Origin of the sequence: Streptomyces sp. NPDC051172, from assembly GCF_040682555.1 — a bacterium.
Lineage (GTDB): Bacteria > Actinomycetota > Actinomycetes > Streptomycetales > Streptomycetaceae > Streptomyces.
The window spans coordinates 48,976-65,041 of the sequence record NZ_JBFBBE010000039.1 but is presented as its reverse complement, the minus strand read 5'-3'; the positions used below and the strand labels follow the sequence as shown (position 1 = coordinate 65,041).

The 16,066-nt window shown below is 71.9% G+C and carries 13 protein-coding genes; 7 read left to right on the top strand and 6 right to left on the bottom strand.

What is annotated here, in order from left to right; all coding sequences use genetic code 11:
• Positions 1–33 precede the first annotated feature (33 nt).
• Genes AB0N07_RS23795 through AB0N07_RS23785 form a run of 3 tightly spaced genes read left to right on the top strand, consistent with a single transcriptional unit; the run spans position 34 to position 4,948 of the window.
• Positions 34–1,074: a MoxR family ATPase gene (locus AB0N07_RS23795; protein ID WP_365838155.1), complete on the top strand. Its 1,041-nt coding sequence runs from the start codon at positions 34–36 to the stop codon at positions 1,072–1,074.
• Positions 1,074–2,447: a DUF58 domain-containing protein gene (locus tag AB0N07_RS23790; RefSeq protein ID WP_365838153.1), complete on the top strand. Its 1,374-nt coding sequence runs from the start codon at positions 1,074–1,076 to the stop codon at positions 2,445–2,447. Before AB0N07_RS23795 ends, AB0N07_RS23790 begins: the two co-directional genes overlap by 1 nt.
• Positions 2,444–4,948 (top strand): DUF3488 and transglutaminase-like domain-containing protein, encoded by a 2,505-nt coding sequence (locus AB0N07_RS23785; RefSeq protein ID WP_365838151.1) that lies wholly within the window; start codon positions 2,444–2,446, stop codon positions 4,946–4,948. Before AB0N07_RS23790 ends, AB0N07_RS23785 begins: the two co-directional genes overlap by 4 nt.
• A gap of 200 nt (positions 4,949–5,148) precedes the next feature.
• On the opposite strand, the gene AB0N07_RS23780 is transcribed toward AB0N07_RS23785, so the two are convergent.
• The 3 genes from AB0N07_RS23780 to AB0N07_RS23770 all read right to left on the bottom strand — a co-directional run bounded on the left by AB0N07_RS23780 (position 5,149) and on the right by AB0N07_RS23770 (position 7,335).
• Positions 5,149–5,541: a DUF3040 domain-containing protein gene (locus AB0N07_RS23780; protein WP_365838149.1), complete on the bottom strand. Its 393-nt coding sequence runs from the start codon at positions 5,539–5,541 to the stop codon at positions 5,149–5,151.
• A 277-nt stretch (positions 5,542–5,818) separates the two neighbouring features.
• Entirely contained in the window at positions 5,819–6,589 is a 771-nt protein-coding gene (locus AB0N07_RS23775) for a methyltransferase (protein WP_266954341.1), read from the bottom strand.
• A 179-nt stretch (positions 6,590–6,768) separates the two neighbouring features.
• On the bottom strand, positions 6,769–7,335 hold the full coding sequence (locus tag AB0N07_RS23770; RefSeq protein WP_365838147.1) for an SAV_6107 family HEPN domain-containing protein: 567 nt from the start codon (positions 7,333–7,335) through the stop codon (positions 6,769–6,771).
• Between the two features lie 173 nt (positions 7,336–7,508).
• Here AB0N07_RS23770 and AB0N07_RS23765 point away from each other — a divergent pair, with 173 nt between their 5' ends.
• The 4 genes from AB0N07_RS23765 to AB0N07_RS23750 all read left to right on the top strand — a co-directional run bounded on the left by AB0N07_RS23765 (position 7,509) and on the right by AB0N07_RS23750 (position 13,005).
• On the top strand, positions 7,509–8,249 hold the full coding sequence (locus tag AB0N07_RS23765) for an ATP-binding cassette domain-containing protein (RefSeq protein ID WP_365838145.1): 741 nt from the start codon (positions 7,509–7,511) through the stop codon (positions 8,247–8,249).
• The gene (locus AB0N07_RS23760) at positions 8,221–10,305 is read left to right on the top strand and encodes a YhgE/Pip domain-containing protein (RefSeq protein ID WP_365838143.1); all 2,085 of its coding nucleotides are present in this window, start codon (positions 8,221–8,223) and stop codon (positions 10,303–10,305) included. The genes AB0N07_RS23765 and AB0N07_RS23760 overlap by 29 nt, the downstream gene beginning before the upstream one ends.
• Positions 10,306–10,352: 47 nt before the next feature.
• Positions 10,353–10,988 (top strand): TetR/AcrR family transcriptional regulator, encoded by a 636-nt coding sequence (locus tag AB0N07_RS23755; protein ID WP_365838141.1) that lies wholly within the window; start codon positions 10,353–10,355, stop codon positions 10,986–10,988.
• A gap of 511 nt (positions 10,989–11,499) precedes the next feature.
• Positions 11,500–13,005: an NAD(P)/FAD-dependent oxidoreductase gene (locus tag AB0N07_RS23750; RefSeq protein ID WP_365838139.1), complete on the top strand. Its 1,506-nt coding sequence runs from the start codon at positions 11,500–11,502 to the stop codon at positions 13,003–13,005.
• Between the two features lie 61 nt (positions 13,006–13,066).
• On the opposite strand, the gene AB0N07_RS23745 is transcribed toward AB0N07_RS23750, so the two are convergent.
• From AB0N07_RS23745 to thiE, 3 genes are all read right to left on the bottom strand, one after another.
• Positions 13,067–14,035, bottom strand: coding sequence for a hypothetical protein (locus tag AB0N07_RS23745; RefSeq protein ID WP_365838137.1), 969 nt, complete (start codon positions 14,033–14,035; stop codon positions 13,067–13,069).
• A gap of 56 nt (positions 14,036–14,091) precedes the next feature.
• Positions 14,092–15,015, bottom strand: coding sequence for a methylenetetrahydrofolate reductase [NAD(P)H] (gene metF, locus AB0N07_RS23740; protein ID WP_365838135.1), 924 nt, complete (start codon positions 15,013–15,015; stop codon positions 14,092–14,094).
• Positions 15,016–15,255: 240 nt separating this feature from the next.
• Positions 15,256–15,912: a thiamine phosphate synthase gene (gene thiE, locus AB0N07_RS23735; protein WP_365838133.1), complete on the bottom strand. Its 657-nt coding sequence runs from the start codon at positions 15,910–15,912 to the stop codon at positions 15,256–15,258.
• Positions 15,913–16,066: the final 154 nt, after the last annotated feature.

Sequence of the window (16,066 nt, the reverse complement as noted above, 5' to 3'; positions counted from 1 at the left end):
GGCCCGGAGAAAGAACGGGCCGAGGAGGGCCGGGTGACGACCTATGACGATCGAGCGAGCCTTACAGATCTGACTGCCACTGTGGAGCGTGTCCGCAGTTCGGTGGAAGGAGTGATCGAGGGCAAGCCCGAGGTCGTACGGCTTTCGCTGACCGTACTGCTCGCCGAGGGACATCTTCTGATCGAGGATGTCCCCGGCGTGGGCAAGACCATGCTGGCCAAGACGCTGGCCAAGTCCATCGACTGTTCGGTGCGGCGTATCCAGTTCACCCCCGACCTGCTGCCCTCGGACATCACGGGTGTGTCCATCTGGGACCAGCAGCGCCGGGACTTCGAGTTCAAACCGGGTGCGATCTTCGCGCAGATCGTGATCGGCGACGAGATCAACCGCGCCTCGCCCAAGACGCAGTCCGCGCTCCTGGAGTCGATGGAGGAGCGCCAGGTCACCATCGACGGGCAGACCTACGAGCTGCCCAGCCCCTTCATGGTGGTGGCGACGCAGAACCCGGTCGAGATGGAGGGCACCTACCCGCTGCCCGAGGCCCAGCGCGACCGCTTCATGGCCCGGGTCTCCGTGGGCTACCCGAGCGTCGAGGCCGAGCTGCAGATGCTCGACGTGCACGGCGGTGTCTCCCCGCTGGAGGACCTCCAGCCGGTGGCGCACGCCCACGACATCGTGAAGCTGATCGAGGCCGTGCGCGGCGTGCACGTCGCCGAAACGGTCCGGCGGTACGCGGTGGACCTGGTCTCCGCCACCCGCAACCACCCCGACCTCAGACTCGGCGCCTCCCCGCGCGCGACGCTGCACCTGCTGCGCGCGGCGAAGGCCTCCGCCGCCCTGAGCGGCCGGGAGTACGCGCTGCCGGACGACGTGCAGGCGCTCGCCGTCGCCGTCCTGGCCCACCGGCTGCTGCCGACCGCCCAGGCCCAGCTCAACCGCCGTACCTCGGAGCAGGTCGTCCAGGAGATCCTGCAGCGCACCGCGGTGCCCGCGGCGCCCCAGCAGCAGCCCGGCTTCGGCGGCCTCGGCCGCGGTACGCCCGCGTACCCCCAGCAGCCGCCGCGGAGGCTGTGATGACCTCCGGGGGGACGGGCCACCCTGACAGCGGCCACAGCGAGAAGGGCGGCGTCCGTACCGCCCTGGCGGGCCTGACCACCCGCGGACGCTCCTTCCTGGCCGCCGGGATCGCGGCGGCCATCTGCTCCTACGTCCTGGGACAGAGCGATCTGCTGCGGGTCGGCCTGCTGCTCGCCGCACTGCCCCTGATCTGCGTGCTCTTCCTCTACCGCACGCGCTACCGGGTGGCCGGCAGCCGCCGTCTGACCCCCGCGCGCGTGCCCGCCGGCAGCGAGGCTCGCGTCCATCTGCGGATGGACAACGTCTCGCGGCTGCCCACGGGCCTGCTGATGCTCCAGGACCGGGTGCCCTACGTGCTCGGCCCGCGCCCCCGCTTCGTCCTGGACCGGGTGGAGCCGGGCGGCCGCCGCGAGGTGTCCTACCGGGTCCGCTCCGACCTGCGCGGCCGCTATCCGCTGGGCCCGCTGCAGCTGCGCCTGACCGACCCGTTCGGGATGTGCGAGCTGACCCGCTCCTTCTCGACGTACGACACCCTGACGGTGATCCCGCGCGTGGAGGCGCTGCCACCGGTGCGCCTGAGCGGCGAGTCCAAGGGGTACGGCGACGGGCGGCAGCGCTCGCTCGCACTGGCCGGCGAGGACGACGTGATCCCGCGCGGCTACCGCTACGGCGACGACCTGCGCCGCGTCCACTGGCGCTCCACCGCCCGCTACGGCGAGCTGATGGTGCGCCGCGAGGAGCAGCCCCAGCGGGCCCGCTGCACGGTGCTGCTGGACACCCGGGGCCTCGCCTTCCAGGGCGCGGGCCCCGACTCGGCCTTCGAGTGGGCGGTCTCGGGCGCGGCCTCCGTCCTGGTGCACATGCTGGAACGGGGCTTCTCCGTCCGGCTGTTGACCGACACCGGCAACTCGGTGCCCGGCGAGGGCGCGGACGGGTTCGCGGGCGCCAGCCAGGAGACGGCGGACGCGGCCGGCTTGATGATGGACACCCTCGCGGTGGTCGACCACTCCGACGGGGCGGGCCTGTCGAGGGCGTACGACGTGCTGCGCGGCGGGAACGAGGGGCTGCTGGTGGCCTTCTTCGGCGACCTCGACGAGGAGCAAGCCGCGATCGTCGCCAAGATGCGCCAGCGCAGCGGAGGGGCGCTGGCCTTCCTGCTGGACAGCAACCCCTGGGTGCGGGAACCGTCCGATGTGCCCGGCCCGTTGGACAGGAGCGAGGAACGGCTGCGGATGCTGCGGGAGGCCGGCTGGACGGCCCTGAAGGTGCCACGGGCCGCATCGCTCACGGAGTTGTGGCGTCTGGCGGACCGCGAGCGCGCGGGCCTCGCCGCGACGAGCGGGACGAACGGCGGGGGGACGGGCTCATGAGCGGGCGGGCACGAGTGGCGCTGTGCGCCTGGGCGGCCACGCTGATGGCGTCCTGCTCCCTGCTGCCACTGGTCTCGCCGGCCACCTGGATCCTGCAGGTGGCCGTCATGCTCGCGGTGCAGACGGGCGTGGGCGCGGCGACCCGTCGGGTGCCGCTGGCACGGCCGCTGACGGTGGCGGCACAGGCCCTGGTCACGCTGATGATGCTGACCCTGGTCTTCGCCCGGCAGCAGGCCCTCATAGGCCTCGTCCCCGGCCCCGAGGCGTTCCGTCACTTCGCGGACCTGCTGCAGCAGGGCAGCGACGACATCGCGCGGTATGCGATCCCGGCGCCCCTGGAGTCCGCAGGCATCCGGCTGATGGTCCTCGGCGGGGTCCTGGTGATCGGTCTCGCGGTGGACACCCTCGCGGTGACCTTCCGCAGCGCGGCCCCGGCCGGACTGCCGCTGCTGGCGCTGTACTCCGTCGCCGCGGGGCTGTCCCACGGCGGCGCCGACTGGCTGTGGTTCCTGGTCGCGGCGGGCGGCTATCTGATGCTGCTCCTGGCCGAGGGGCGCGAGCGGCTCTCGCAGTGGGGCCGCGTCTTCGGCGGGGCGGCGCGCAGCCCGGGCGGGGAGCCCGGCGCGCTGGCACCGGTGCGCACCGGGCGCCGTATCGGAGTCGTCGCGCTCGGTGTCGCCCTGATGGTGCCGATCGCGCTGCCCGCGATGAACGGCGGCCTGCTGGACGCGGCCGGGACGGGCATGGGCGGCGGCAACGGCAACGGCGGCACGATCTCGGCGGTGAACCCGCTGGTGTCCCTGCGCGACAGTCTGAACGTGGACCAGGACCGTGAGGTCATGTCCCTGAAGACGAACAGCAACGACATCTCGAACATGTACCTCCGGATCGTGTCCCTGGACGACTTCGACGGCAGCACCTGGAAACCGTCCAAGCGGCACGTCACCGGCGTACCGGACAGCTTCCCGACCCCGGCCGGCCTCAGTGGGGACGTCAAGCGGGCGGAGATACAGACCCGGATCTCGGCCGCCGACTGGTACGCCCAGGACTGGCTGCCGATGCCGTACCCGCCCAGCGGCGTGGACGTCAGCGGCAAGTGGCGTTACGAACCGGTGGGCATGACGCTGGTCGGCGACCACGGCGAGACCACCCGGGGGAAGACCTATCTGGTCAAGAGCCTCGATGTGCAGCCGACGGCGGAGCAGCTCGCCGAGGCTCCGGAGCCGCCCGCGTCCCTGAAGCGCGACTACACCAAACTGCCGGACTCGGTGCCCGCGGTGGTGGCCAGGACCGCGCGCCAGGTCACCGACGGTGCGAGCAGCCACTACGAGCAGGCGGTCAAGCTCCAGGACTACTTCGCCTTCAGCGGCGGCTTCCAGTACAGCACCCAGGTGCAGGTCGGCAGCGGCCCGCAGGCGATCGCCAAGTTCCTGAAGGACAAGACGGGCTTCTGCGTCCACTTCTCCTTCGCGATGGCGGCGATGGCCCGCAGCCTGGGCATACCCGCCCGGGTCGCGGTGGGCTTCGCCCCGGGCACGCCACAGGCGGACGGCTCTGTGTCGGTGGGGCTGAAGGACGCACACGCCTGGCCCGAGCTGTACTTCGAAGGTGTGGGCTGGACCCGCTTCGAGCCGACCCCGAGCCGGGGCGTGACCCCCTCGTACACCCAGTCGGACACGCCGGACAACAATCTCCCGCCGGTGCCGCGGCCCTCGCAGTCGGCGGGTTCGATCGCGTCGGCGGCCCCCTCGGCGAGCACGAGCTGCTCGGCGCAGCAGAAGAAGCTCCAGGCCTGCGCCGCCGCGCTCCCGCTGGAGACGGCCAAGCCGGGCGACGACGGTCTGCCCTGGTACAAGATCGCCGGCTGGTCCCTGCTGGGGCTCCTGGCGGTCGCCCTGCCGCTGCTGCCCATGCTGTGGCGGCTGCGGCGGCGCTCGGTGCGGCTGGCCTCGGCCCAGCACGCCGTCTCCGCCCTGCCGACGGCCCGGAAGGGCCGCAAGGCACGGGGCGCGGACGCGGCGAGCTCGGCTGATGTCGACGTGACGGCGCTGTCGGTGGAGGTGGACGCCCGGCACGCCGCGGAGGTGGCCGCGGGCCACGTCCTGGCGGTCTGGCGCGAGCTCACCGACACGGCCTGGGACTACGGCATCGTGCCGGACGACGCGCTGACCCCGCGCAAGGCGGCCGCACGCATCGTGCGACTGGGCCAGCTGGACGCGGCGACCGCGGAGTCGGTGCACCGGGTGGCGAGTGCGGTGGAGCAGGTGCTGTTCGCACCCGAGCCGCAGGACGTGCCGGGACTGGCCGACCATGTGCGCAGCCTCCGGGCGGCGCTGCGGTCCAAGGCCGGCTGGACCACCAGGGTGCGCGCGGTCGTGGCGCCCCGGTCGGCCGTCCGCGCGGTGTGGGACCTCACGGACCGCTGGACGGCCTTCAAGGCCCGCTGCGCCGAGCGCTGGTCGGCGCTGGTGCGGCGCCCCTCCGGGCAGCAGAGCGGCTGACGGTGTGGTGGGGGCGGCGGCGCCACCCCCGGCGCCCGGGCAAACGATAGGGGGGGGGGGCCCCCCCGGCTCGTGTGGGTGCCGCCCCCCCCACCACACCGGTAGCCCGGCAATTGGTTCGGGGGTGACCACCCGCCGGGGTGGTCACCCCCTCACCTGTGTCTGCGAGGAACCGTCCGGGACGGACGGCGGAAGAGGAGCTAGTGGCCCTGCTCGTCGCGGCGGCGCTGCCAGCGCTGCTCGATGCGGTCCATCACGGAGCGCTTCTGCCGTCCCTGACGACGCACGTGCGGGGCACCGGCCGTCGGCTGTTCGCCCGGCTTGGGGGCCTTGCGCCAGCCGGTCACGGCGAGCACGGCACACCCCAGCATGACCAGGAAGCCCACCACGCTGAGCCAGACCTGCTTGGTCACCATTCCAGCCATGAGGAGCGCGATACCCACGAGGAAGCCCGCGACCGCCTGGTAGACCCGCCGCCGGGTGTACGTACGCAGCCCGCTTCCCTCAAGCGCCGACGCGAACTTGGGATCTTCGGCGTACAGCGCTCGCTCCATCTGCTCGAGCATGCGCTGCTCGTGCTCCGAGAGCGGCACGGAGTCCTCCTCATCGTGCAGTCGCCGGGGCGACCCGGGGGGTCCCTTCAGGATAGGCAGGGAATCGCCCCCTTGAAACCCGCCCCTCTGCGCCAATTGGCCAACCGGAATCCGCCATGGACGTACCGGCTCGCTGAATCTTGCATTCCCCAGCGGCCGACCCGTCATGCCGAGCGGTCTCCCTCGATCATACGGCGCTGCACGCCCGATCGGGGGGCCTGTGGCGTACTCCATGTGCGGCCAAGTCCCTGATCAGCGACGCACCACAGGACTCGGCTCAGGCCTCGGTGGCCCCCTGCGTCTCGCCGAGCACATGGAGTTGCGTGGCCACGGAGTGGAAGGCGGGGAGTTCGGCCGCCGCCTCCTCCAGCTTGAGCAGCGCCTCCAGGGCACCGGGCTCGGTGTCCACGAGCACGCCCGGGACGAGGTCGGCGAAGACCCGTACGCCGTGCACGGCCCCGACCCTGAGGCCCGCGCCCTCGACCAGCTCGGTGAGCTGCTCGGCGGTGAAGCGGCGCGGCACGGGGTCGCCCGCGCCCCAGCGGCCGTTCGGATCGGCGAGGGCCTGCCTCGCCTCCTTGAAGTGGCCGGCGAGGGCGCGGGCGAGCACGGCGCCGCCGAGGCCCGCGGCAAGCAGGCTGAGCACGCCCTCGGAGCGCAGTGCGGCCACGGCGTTGCGCACACCCTCGGCCGGGTCGTCGACGTATTCCAGGACGCCGTGGCACAGCACCACGTCGTAGCCGCCGCGTTCGACCACGTCGAAGAGGCCGTGGGCGTCGCCCTGGACGCCCTTCACACGGTCGGCGACGCCGGCCTCGGCGGTGCGGCGTTCCAGCGCGAACAGCGCGTTGGGGCTGGGGTCGACGACGGTGACCCGGTGGCCGAGGCGGGCGACGGGCACCGCGAACTTGCCGCTGCCGCCCCCGGTGTCGAGGACGTCCAGCGACTCCCGCCCGGTGGCCTTCACCCGGCGTTCGAGGGCGTCCTGGAGGACCTCCCAGACCACGGCGGTACGGAGGGAGGCGCGGGGGCGGCTCGGGTCCGACACGGCAGTTGACTCCTCGGCGCGGCACCGCCCATGGCACGGCGGAGCGAACGGGGTGCCTCCCCGGCCGGGGTACGGGAGGGAAGGCTTCAGGCGCTCTCCACCCTATTGCCTCCACCGCCGCACCTGGTCACCGTGCGGGCCTGCCCGCCGATCGTCTCGTACGGCGGACTCGGCCTCGCTCAGCCCGTGTCCGGGAAGTCCCGGTCGCTGTCCGCGTCGGCCTGCGGATGGTCGGCGTCCTGGCGTGGCTGCGGCAGGACCGGCTGGAGGACGAGCATCCGCTCGACGAGGCGCAGGAACATCGCCACGTCGCGTATCAGGTCGTCGGCGTCCCGGCGGCTGGCCGCACCCTGGATGCCCGCCTCGGCCCGGGCGCGGCGCCGGGCCCCGGAGGCGAACAGCGCGCTCCACTCGGTCAGTTCGGGCGCGATTTCGGGGAGCACCTCCCAGGCGCTCCTGATGCGGGCGCGGCGTCGGGAGGTGGGCTCGGGGCGGCCTCGCGCGGCGAGCACGGCGGCGGCGGTGCGCAGGGCGGCGAGGTGCGCGGTGGCATAGCGCTCGTTGGGTGTTTCGAGGACTGCTGCCTCGTCCAGTCCGGCGCGGGCCTGGGCGAGCAGGTCGAGGGCGGCGGGCGGGGCCGTGGTCCGGCGGAGCACCGGGTGGACGTCGCTCGCCGGGCCGGTCAGTGAGGGGGCAGGGCCGGTGGCGCGGCGCCGGCGGGCGGCTGCTGCGTGATAGCTGGCCATGACGAACCTCCTGTCGTCTGCGTGACGGCATGCCCTGATACGGGATGCCGTATGTGCCCATCGTGCGGTATGCCACTGACAATCCGTTCTGACCTGCGCTTTTGCTTCGATCGAAGGTTCGGAGTAGTTTTTGCACTGACCAGTCAGTTCAATTCAGGGGATAGGGGGGAACCGTGCCCGGAATCGGTGTCACGGCCCGCGGCCTCGGAGTCAGGGGCCCTCGCGGCTGGGCGTTCCGCGACGTCACGTTCGACGCGGAGCCCGGCTCGCTGATCGCGATCGAGGGACCGTCCGGGTCCGGCCGTACCTGCCTGCTGCTCGCGCTCGCGGGACGGATGAAGCCCACGGTGGGAGCGGCCGAGGTGGGCGAGTGGAAGCTGCCCAAGCAGATGGCGGCCGTGCGCCGGGTCAGCGGACTCGCGCATGTCACCGGCGTCACCGACCTCGAACCGGCGCTGACCGTGGGTGAGCATCTGCTCGAACGGGCGCTGCTGCAGCGGCGGTTCGGCGACTCGCTGCGCGCGCTGCTGCGGCCGCGCAAGGAGCGCACGGCCGAGGCCAGGCTGCGTATCGACACCGCGCTGGCCGCCGCCGGACTGGACCGGGAGGCCCTGCCCAAGGGCTCCCGGACGGCCGTACGCGATCTGGAGCGGCTGGAGGCGCTGCGGCTGTCCATCGCGCTCGCGCTGCTCGGCCGGCCCCGGCTGCTCGGCGTCGACGACACCGACCTGAAGCTCTCGGACGCCGAACGGGCCGAGGTCTGGGCGCTGTTGAGGTCGATCGCCGCGGCCGGGACGACCGTCGTGGCGGTGTGCAGCGAGGCCCCGCAGGACACCGTCGTCGTAACCACCACGGAGAAGGCCACCACGGAGAAGGAGAAGGCCGATGCGCTCGCCGAAACTGGCCGCTCTTGAGCTCAGGCGGTTCCGCCGGGGCAGGCTGCCGCGTGCCGCCCTGGTGGCGCTGCTGGTGCTGCCGCTGCTGTACGGCGCCCTGTATCTGTGGTCGTTCTGGGACCCGTACGGCCGTCTGGACCGCATCCCCGTGGCGCTCGTCAACGACGACAAGGGGGCGACGGCCGACGGGAAGAAGATCGCGGCGGGCGAGGCCATCACCGAACAGCTGCGCGACAGCGACACCTTCGACTGGCACGAGGTGAGTGCCTCGGACGCACGCGCGGGCGTGGAGGACGGCACGTACTACCTGTCGCTGACCATGCCGGCCGACTTCAGCAAGCGGATCGCGTCCAGCGGGGGCGCCTCCCCTCAGACGGGCGCGCTCCAGGTGCGTACGAACGACGCCAACAACTACATCGTCGGGCAGATCTCCCGGACGGTGTTCAGCGAGGTGCGCCAGGCCGCGTCCGCGAAGGCGTCGCGGTCCTTCCTGGACAAGATCTTCATCTCGTTCTCCGACATCCACGGGGCGACGGTGAAGGCCGCGAACGGCGCGGACCAGCTCAATGGCGGGATCGGGAAGGCGGAGAAGGGCTCCAAGGATCTCGCTGACGGCCTGAAGGACGCCAAGGACGGCAGCGGCAGGCTGTCCGGGGGCCTGACGAAGCTCGACTCGGGCGCGGGCGACCTGGCGGACGGCTCGAAGCAGGTCGCGGCGGGCACGCAGACGCTCGCCGACAAGGTCAACGGGGTCGACAAGAAGGTGGGCCCGTTCCTCAAGGACAACGAGAAGACCATCGGGGACACCGCCCGGCTCGTCGCCGACTCCTCGAAGGCGATCCGGGACAACCTCGACACCCTGGTGAAGACGGCTCCGGCCGCCGCCAAGGGCGCTCACGCGGCCTCCGACACGCTGAACGAGGTCTACCGGGCGCGCTGCGAGAACGCCGTGCTGCCGGATCCGGCCTGCTCCGACCTGAAGAAGGCGAAGGACGCGGCCGCCGACGTGGCGACGATCGCCGACGACCTGAACACGCTGATCGCCGACCAGCACGGCGACCTGAAGAAGCTCGACGGCAACCTGGCCACTCTCCAGACGCAGGCCCAGGCGCTCGCCGACCGGGCGCCGCACCTGTCCGAGGACCTCTCCGACGCCGTCGCCAAGATCAACAAGTTGAACGAGGGCGCCGGGAAGGTCGCCGCCGGCGCACAGCAGCTGCACCAGGGCCTCGGCACGGCGAAAAGCGGCGCAGGAGACCTGGACCAGGGTGTCGGGCAGCTGAAGAGCGGCGCCGAGGACCTCAACGGCGGCATGTTCAAGCTGGTCGACGGCTCCGGGAAGCTCGCGGGCGGACTGCACGACGGCGCCGGGAAGATCCCCGACTACGACAAGAAGGATCGCAACCAGCGCACCGAGGTGATGTCCGACCCCGTCAAGCTCGTCTCCAAGGACCTGCACAAGGCGCCCAACTACGGCACCGGGTTCGCCCCGTACTTCATCCCGCTGTCCCTGTGGGTGGGCGCGATGGTGGCGTACATGCTGATCCCGCCGATGAACCGGCGCGCGCTCGCCACGGGCGCCCCCGCGTGGCGGATCGCGCTGGCCGGCTGGCTCCCGGTGGTGGCGATCGGCGTCCTGCAGACGGTGTCCCTGATGGCGGTCCTGCACTGGGCGATCGGCCTGCAGATGGCCCGGGCGGCCGGAACCATCGGCTTCCTGTTCCTGGTGACGGCGTGCTTCGGGGCGATCGTGCAGTGGCTGAACGCACGCTTCGGAGCGGCGGGCCGGATCCTCGTCCTCGCCCTGCTGATGCTGCAGTTGACCTCGGCGGGCGGCACATATCCGGTGCAGACCAGCCCCGGCTTCTTCAACGCGATCCACCCCTTCCTGCCGATGAGCTACATCGTGGAGGCCCTCAGGAGGCTCATCACGGGCGGCGGCCTGGGGCCGGTGTGGCACGCGTGCGTGGTGCTCGTCGCGTTCACCGCGGGCGCCCTCGCACTGACCGCCGTGTCGGCCCGCCGCCGGCAGGTGTGGACCCTGGACCGGCTGCACCCGGAGCTGAGCCTGTGAGCGCGGAGGTGACACCTCGGGGCACGGCTCCTGTGACAATCAGGCCCATGGAAAGCAGCAGCGCCACGTCGGGCGGCAGCACCCGCCGCGAGGCCACCCGGCAGAAGCTCTACGAGGCCGCCGTCACGCTCATCGCCGAACAGGGTTTCTCCGCCACCACGGTGGACGAGATCGCCGAGCGGGCCGGGGTCGCGAAGGGCACGGTCTACTACAACTTCGCAAGCAAGTCGGTCCTCTTCGAGGAGCTGCTGCGGCACGGGGTCGGCCTGCTCACCGCCTCTCTCCGGGAGGCGGCCGAGCGCACGGCCAGGGACGGCGGCACCAAAGTGGACGCCCTGGACGCGATGATCCGCGCCGGGCTCGTCTTCATCGAACGCTATCCGGCCTTCACGCAGCTGTACGTGGCCGAGCTGTGGCGCACCAACCGGACCTGGCAGTCGACCCTGATGGTGGTCAGGCAGCAGGCGGTCGCGGTCGTCGAGGACGTCCTGCGCGCGGGCGTGGCGGGCGGTGAGTTCAGCGACGAGATCGATGTGCCGCTGACCGCGTCGGCGCTGGTCGGCATGGTCCTGGTGGCCGCCCTCGACTGGCAGTCCTTCCAGCCGGAGCGCTCCCTGGACGACGTCCATGCGGCGCTGTCCCGGCTGCTGCAGGGGCGCGTCAGCGGTCGCGGCGGTAGCTGATCGCACACGAAAGCGCCGGTCCGGTGTGGCCGCGTCCCCCGCGGGCCACATCGAACCGGCGCTTTCTCGTGCTCCCCCGTTGTGCTCCCCCCGGTTTTCCCCGGTTGGGCCCCCGTTTCGGTCGTTCCCCCGGGTTCCCCCGTGCCTCGCTCCCGCCGACCTCGGCCGACGGAAGGAGCGGATCCGGGGCGGCCCCGTTCCGGCGCCCCGTGTCGCCGGTGCCGGAGCCGTGCCCCTTTCCGTGTCTCCACTCTCTCGTTCGCGCAGGTCGGACCCCATCCGCGCGCGTACTCATCTCACTCACTAGGTACGGATACTCAGACCTGCGCACTCATGCGCAGAACGCTCCGTTGCCGACTGGTCAGGTGCGCCTCCGCTCCCGTACTCCCCTCGGGCCGGGGGCTGGGGCTTTGCCCGGGCGGGCCACCAGTGCCGTGACCTCCAGTGGGAGCTGCAGGTCGGGCGGCAGGTGCCCGGCCGGGTGTCAGACCCAGGCTTTAAAGTCGCAGGCATGGGACGGATCGTGGTGATCGGCGCCGGGATGGGCGCGATGGCGGCCGCCGCCCGGCTGGCCGTCGCGGGTCAGCGGGTGGTGGTGTACGAGCGTACGCAGACGTACGGCGGCGGGGTGCGGCGCTTCGAGCGGGACGGGTTCGGCTTCGACACCGGTCCCGGGCTGCTGACCCTGCCCGCGGTCTGGCGCGATCTGTTCATCAAGACCGGCCGGGAGCCGCTGGAGGAGTGCGTCGAACTGGTCCAGGTCGACCCGTCCTGTCGGCACGTCTTCGCGGACGGCACCTCGGTCACGCTGCCGAACGCCTCGCGCGCGGGGGTCGTAGCCGCCCTGGACGAGGCGCTCGGGGCGGGCGCGGGTGGCCGCTGGGGCGACTTCCTGGTGCGGGCCCGGGAGGCCTGGGACCGCACCCGCCGGCCGCTGCTGGAGGAGCCCCTGTGGCCCAACTGGCCGGTGCTGGCCGAGCGTGAGCCGTACCCGGCGGTCCCGCACAAGCGGCTGCTGCGCACCCGCCGCGCCACCACCCTCGCCGAGGTCGGCGCCTGGGAGCTGCGCGATCCGCGTCTCGCGGCGCTGCTGGAGAGCTACGCCCTCGCTTACGGCCTCGACCCGCGCGTCACCCCGGCGAGCGCGACCGTGCTGCCGTACATGGAGCATGCCTTCGGGAGCTGGTACGTCCGCGGCGGCGTGCGGGAGTTGGCGCGCGCGGTGTATGAGCGGTGCGTGGCCCGCAGGGTCGAGTTCCACTTCGGCGCCGAGGTGACGGGGGTGCTGGAGAAGGACGGCCGGGCGGCCGGGGTGGAGCTGGCGGACGGGACGGTGGCGGAGGCGGACCATGTGGTCGCCGGAGTGCATCCCGTACGGCTGCAGGAGCTGACGGAACGCCGGCTCGACGACGAGGGTGATGTGCGACCCGGCACGGCACCCCGCCCCGGACGGTTCACCGTGCTGCTGGCGCTGCGCGGCGCGCGGGAGTCCGGCGCGGTTCATCACACGGTCGTGCACGCGCCCGACCGCGCGGCCGAGTTGGAGTCTCTGCACTCCGGAACGGCCGAGCCCGTGCGGCCCACGGTGACCGTGCTGCGGCCGGACGACCCGGCGCTGCGACGGGACGAGGAGCACGAGTCGGCTGTCCTGTCCGCGGTGGTCCCGGCGGAGACCGACCTGCGCCGGTCGGAGCGGGGCGAACGTCTCGCGGACCTGCTGGTCGCGGCGGCCGAGGCCGCGATACCCGGCCTGCGCGAGCGGCTGCTGTGGCGCGAGGTCCGGTCGCCGGGACGCGGAGTGGACGAGACGGACGCCGGCTTCGGGGGCGTGTCCGCTCCGTCACTGGCGGCCGGGGAAGGGCGCTTCCTGCATCCGGCCAACACCACCCGCTTCCCGGGCCTGTACCGGGTCGGAGGCTGGTCGCACCCCGGCGGGGGCCTGCCGCACGCCGGTATGTCGGGGGCGCTGGTGGCGGGTCTGATCGTGGAGGGACCGGAGTTCCGGGGCTCTCAGTGAGCGCCCCGGCCTGCAGGGTCCTCAGAGGCGGTACCGGGCCGCCAGAAACGGTACTGCGCGTTCAGAAGCGGTACTGCTCGTCGTATCCGTTCCCCTGAGCATGGCCTTGCCCCTGCCCCTGCCCGTTGTCCTGGTAGGGGTGGTGCTGCTCCTGCGGGAGCTCGCCGCCGTAGGCCTCGTCGGTGCGCTGCTGCGGGACCCACACCCCGCCGGACGGGGTCTGGCCGTCGTAGTAGGTTCCGGTGGCGTACTGGTCCTGGCCGTAGCCCTGCTGGGCGTACTGACCGTAGGCGTCGTAGCCGCCGCCGTAGGTCTGGGTGCCGATGTACGGGTCGGAGTATGCGGCGTACTGCTGCTGGCCGATGGTGTCGTAGCCGTACTGCTGCTGGTTGTAGCCGGAGTAGTCGTACCCGTAGGACTGGTCGGCGCCCTGGGCGGCCGTCGCGTACTGGTCCTGGGACTGCCCCGCGTTCGCGTAGGACGCGTCGGCGGCGGCGTACGCGGAGCCGCTGTATATGCCGTAGGAACCGGTGTCCTCGGGCAGGGGCTGCGGCTCGTAGACCGCGGTGGTGTCGGCGGCGGGCTGGGAGGAGCGGGCGGGCGTGAAGACGTCGTCGCGGTCGTAGTCGTCCTCATTGCCGTAGGACACGTTGTCGCGGTGGTAGTCGCCCTGGTCGTCGTGGCCGTCGTCGCCCGGCTCGAGGTCGGAGACCTCCAGGGTCGGGTCCTGGTGGTCGGGTTCGCCGCGGTCGCGCTTGCCGACGCCCGCGATGCCCGTCCGGCTGACCGCCCAGCCCGACGCGAAGCCGCGGCGGAAGGACAGCGTGACGTAGGTCTGACCGACCGCGAACGCGGCAGCGCCGAGACCGATGACGATCACCGAGGGGATCAGCACCCCGAGCACGACGCCGAGGAACCCCGCGAAGGCGAGCAGCCGCCAGCGCAGCCGCGCCTTGTACTGCAGCAGCACCTCGCCCAGCAGCCACAGCGCGACGATGCCGAACGCGATGTAGAGGACCGTCCAGCCCATGTACGCCCCTCTCCGAGTCGCCGCTACGCAGTGTGTCGTATACCCGTGCGGCCGGTCTAGGCCTGCGGGGGGTGGTGCAGGCCCAGGTTTTCGTAGATTTCCAGCGTCGCCGTGGAGTTGTTGAGCGTGATGAAGTGCAATCCGGGCACTCCCTCGGCCAGCAGCCGCGCGCAGAACTCCGTGGCGAATTCGATGCCAATGGAGCGTACAGCGGTCGGATCGTCTTTTGCTGTGAGGATCCGCTCTTTCAGGGCGGCCGGGATGGCGGCGTTGCTGAGTTGCGGCAGCCGCTCCAACATCTTCACGCTGGTCACCGGCATGACCTCGGGGATGACGGGGGTCTCGCAGCCGGCCGCGGCGACCCGGTCACGCAGCCGCAGATAGGACTCCGGCCGGAAGAACATCTGTGTGATGGCGTAGTCGGCGCCGGCCCGGCACTTGTCGACGAAGTGGGCCACGTCCGTGTCCCAGTCCTCGGAGCGCGGGTGCATCTCCGGGAAGGCCGCGACGCCGACGCAGAAGTCGCCCGACTCCTTGATGAGCTGGACGAGCTCGGCGGCATAGGTCAGTCCCGTCGGGTGCGGCACCCAGTCACCCATGGGGTCGCCGGGCGGGTCGCCGCGCACGGCGAGCATGTTGCGGATCCCGGCGTCGGCGTACTGGCCGATGATGTTGCGCAGCTCGGCGATGGAGTGGTTGACCGCGGTGAGGTGGGCGACCGGGGTGAGCGTGGTGTCGGCGGCGATCTGCTCGGTCGCCTTCACCGTGCCCGCACGGGTGGAGCCGCCCGCCCCGTACGTCACGGAGACGAAGCTGGGAGCCACGGCCTCGACCCTGCGCAGCGCGTTCCAGAGGTTGCGTTCGCCCTTCTCCGTCTTCGGAGCCCAGAACTCGAACGAGAACGTCGTCTTGCCGGTCGCGAGCATGTCACGCACCGTGCGCGCGTGGTCAGTCCTGGTGGATGCGGTTCCGAGGGCCATACCCGCAGGTTAGTCAGGGGGCGGCGACTCCCCCAACCGGATGCGGGATATTTGCCTGATTTGTCTATTTGTTGTCCACCTATCGGACAACCCGGCGGACATTCTTCGGACAAGCCGTCAGGCATTCCGTCCGACAAGCTGCCGCACGTTCTGTCGGACAACCTGCCTGATTTCCATCGGACAATCCTTCTGACGCCCATCGGACAATCCGCTGGATGTCGAACTCCGACCGGGCCTGCGTCACACGCTTCGCAGCCGCTTGGCGAACTCCTGCGCCGCCACGCCCGGATCGTCGGCCTCCGTGATCGCGCGGACGACCACGACACGGTGTGCGCCGGCCTCGAGTACCTCGTCGAGGTTGCCCAGGTCGATGCCGCCGATGGCGAACCAGGGGCGCTCGGTGCCGAGGGAGGCGGTGTGGCGGACCAGGTCGAGACCGGGGGCGTGGCGGCCGGGCTTGGTGGGGGTCGGCCAGCAGGGGCCGGTGCAGAAGTAGTCGACGCCCTCCTGGACGGCGGCCGCCGCGGCTTCGGACTCGGCATGGGTGGAGCGGCCGATGAGGACGTCCTCGCCGAGGATCGCGCGGGCCGCGGGGACCGGGAGGTCGCCCTGGCCGAGGTGGAGCACGTCGGCACCGGCGGCGTGCGCCACGTCCGCGCGGTCGTTGACGGCGAGGAGCTTGCCGTGACGGGCGCAGGCGTCGGCGAAGACCTTCAGGTGCTCCAGCTCCTCGGCGGCCTCCATGCCCTTGTCGCGCAACTGCACGATGTCGACCCCGCCCGCCAGGACGGCGTCCAGGAACTCCGGCAGGTCACCCTGGCGCCTGCGGGCGTCCGTGCACAGGTAGACGCGGGCGTCGGCGAGCTCGGCGCGTGCGGCAGCGGCGGTGTCGGGCATACGAGGGTCCCCCGTGGGTGTCGTTCCTGGTCGGCGGCGTACGGGCTGCGGCCGGCCGTGGCCGTCGGTTTCTGCGGGCCGCAGTGAACCACGGCCGCGGCCCTGCCTGCGCGGACCTCGGCCCGTACGCCGGACGGTGTTCGGTTCAGCCTGT

Coding starts and splice junctions, on each gene's coding strand:
- AB0N07_RS23790 (WP_365838153.1), top strand. CDS start 1,074: ATGACCTCCGGGGGGACGGGCCACCCTGACAGCGGCCACAGCGAGAAG.
- AB0N07_RS23785 (WP_365838151.1), top strand. CDS start 2,444: ATGAGCGGGCGGGCACGAGTGGCGCTGTGCGCCTGGGCGGCCACGCTG.
- AB0N07_RS23770 (WP_365838147.1), bottom strand. CDS start 7,335: ATGGCCAGCTATCACGCAGCAGCCGCCCGCCGGCGCCGCGCCACCGGC.
- AB0N07_RS23760 (WP_365838143.1), top strand. CDS start 8,221: ATGCGCTCGCCGAAACTGGCCGCTCTTGAGCTCAGGCGGTTCCGCCGG.
- AB0N07_RS23755 (WP_365838141.1), top strand. CDS start 10,353: ATGGAAAGCAGCAGCGCCACGTCGGGCGGCAGCACCCGCCGCGAGGCC.
- AB0N07_RS23750 (WP_365838139.1), top strand. CDS start 11,500: ATGGGACGGATCGTGGTGATCGGCGCCGGGATGGGCGCGATGGCGGCC.
- AB0N07_RS23745 (WP_365838137.1), bottom strand. CDS start 14,035: ATGGGCTGGACGGTCCTCTACATCGCGTTCGGCATCGTCGCGCTGTGG.
- metF (WP_365838135.1), bottom strand. CDS start 15,015: ATGGCCCTCGGAACCGCATCCACCAGGACTGACCACGCGCGCACGGTG.
- thiE (WP_365838133.1), bottom strand. CDS start 15,912: ATGCCCGACACCGCCGCTGCCGCACGCGCCGAGCTCGCCGACGCCCGC.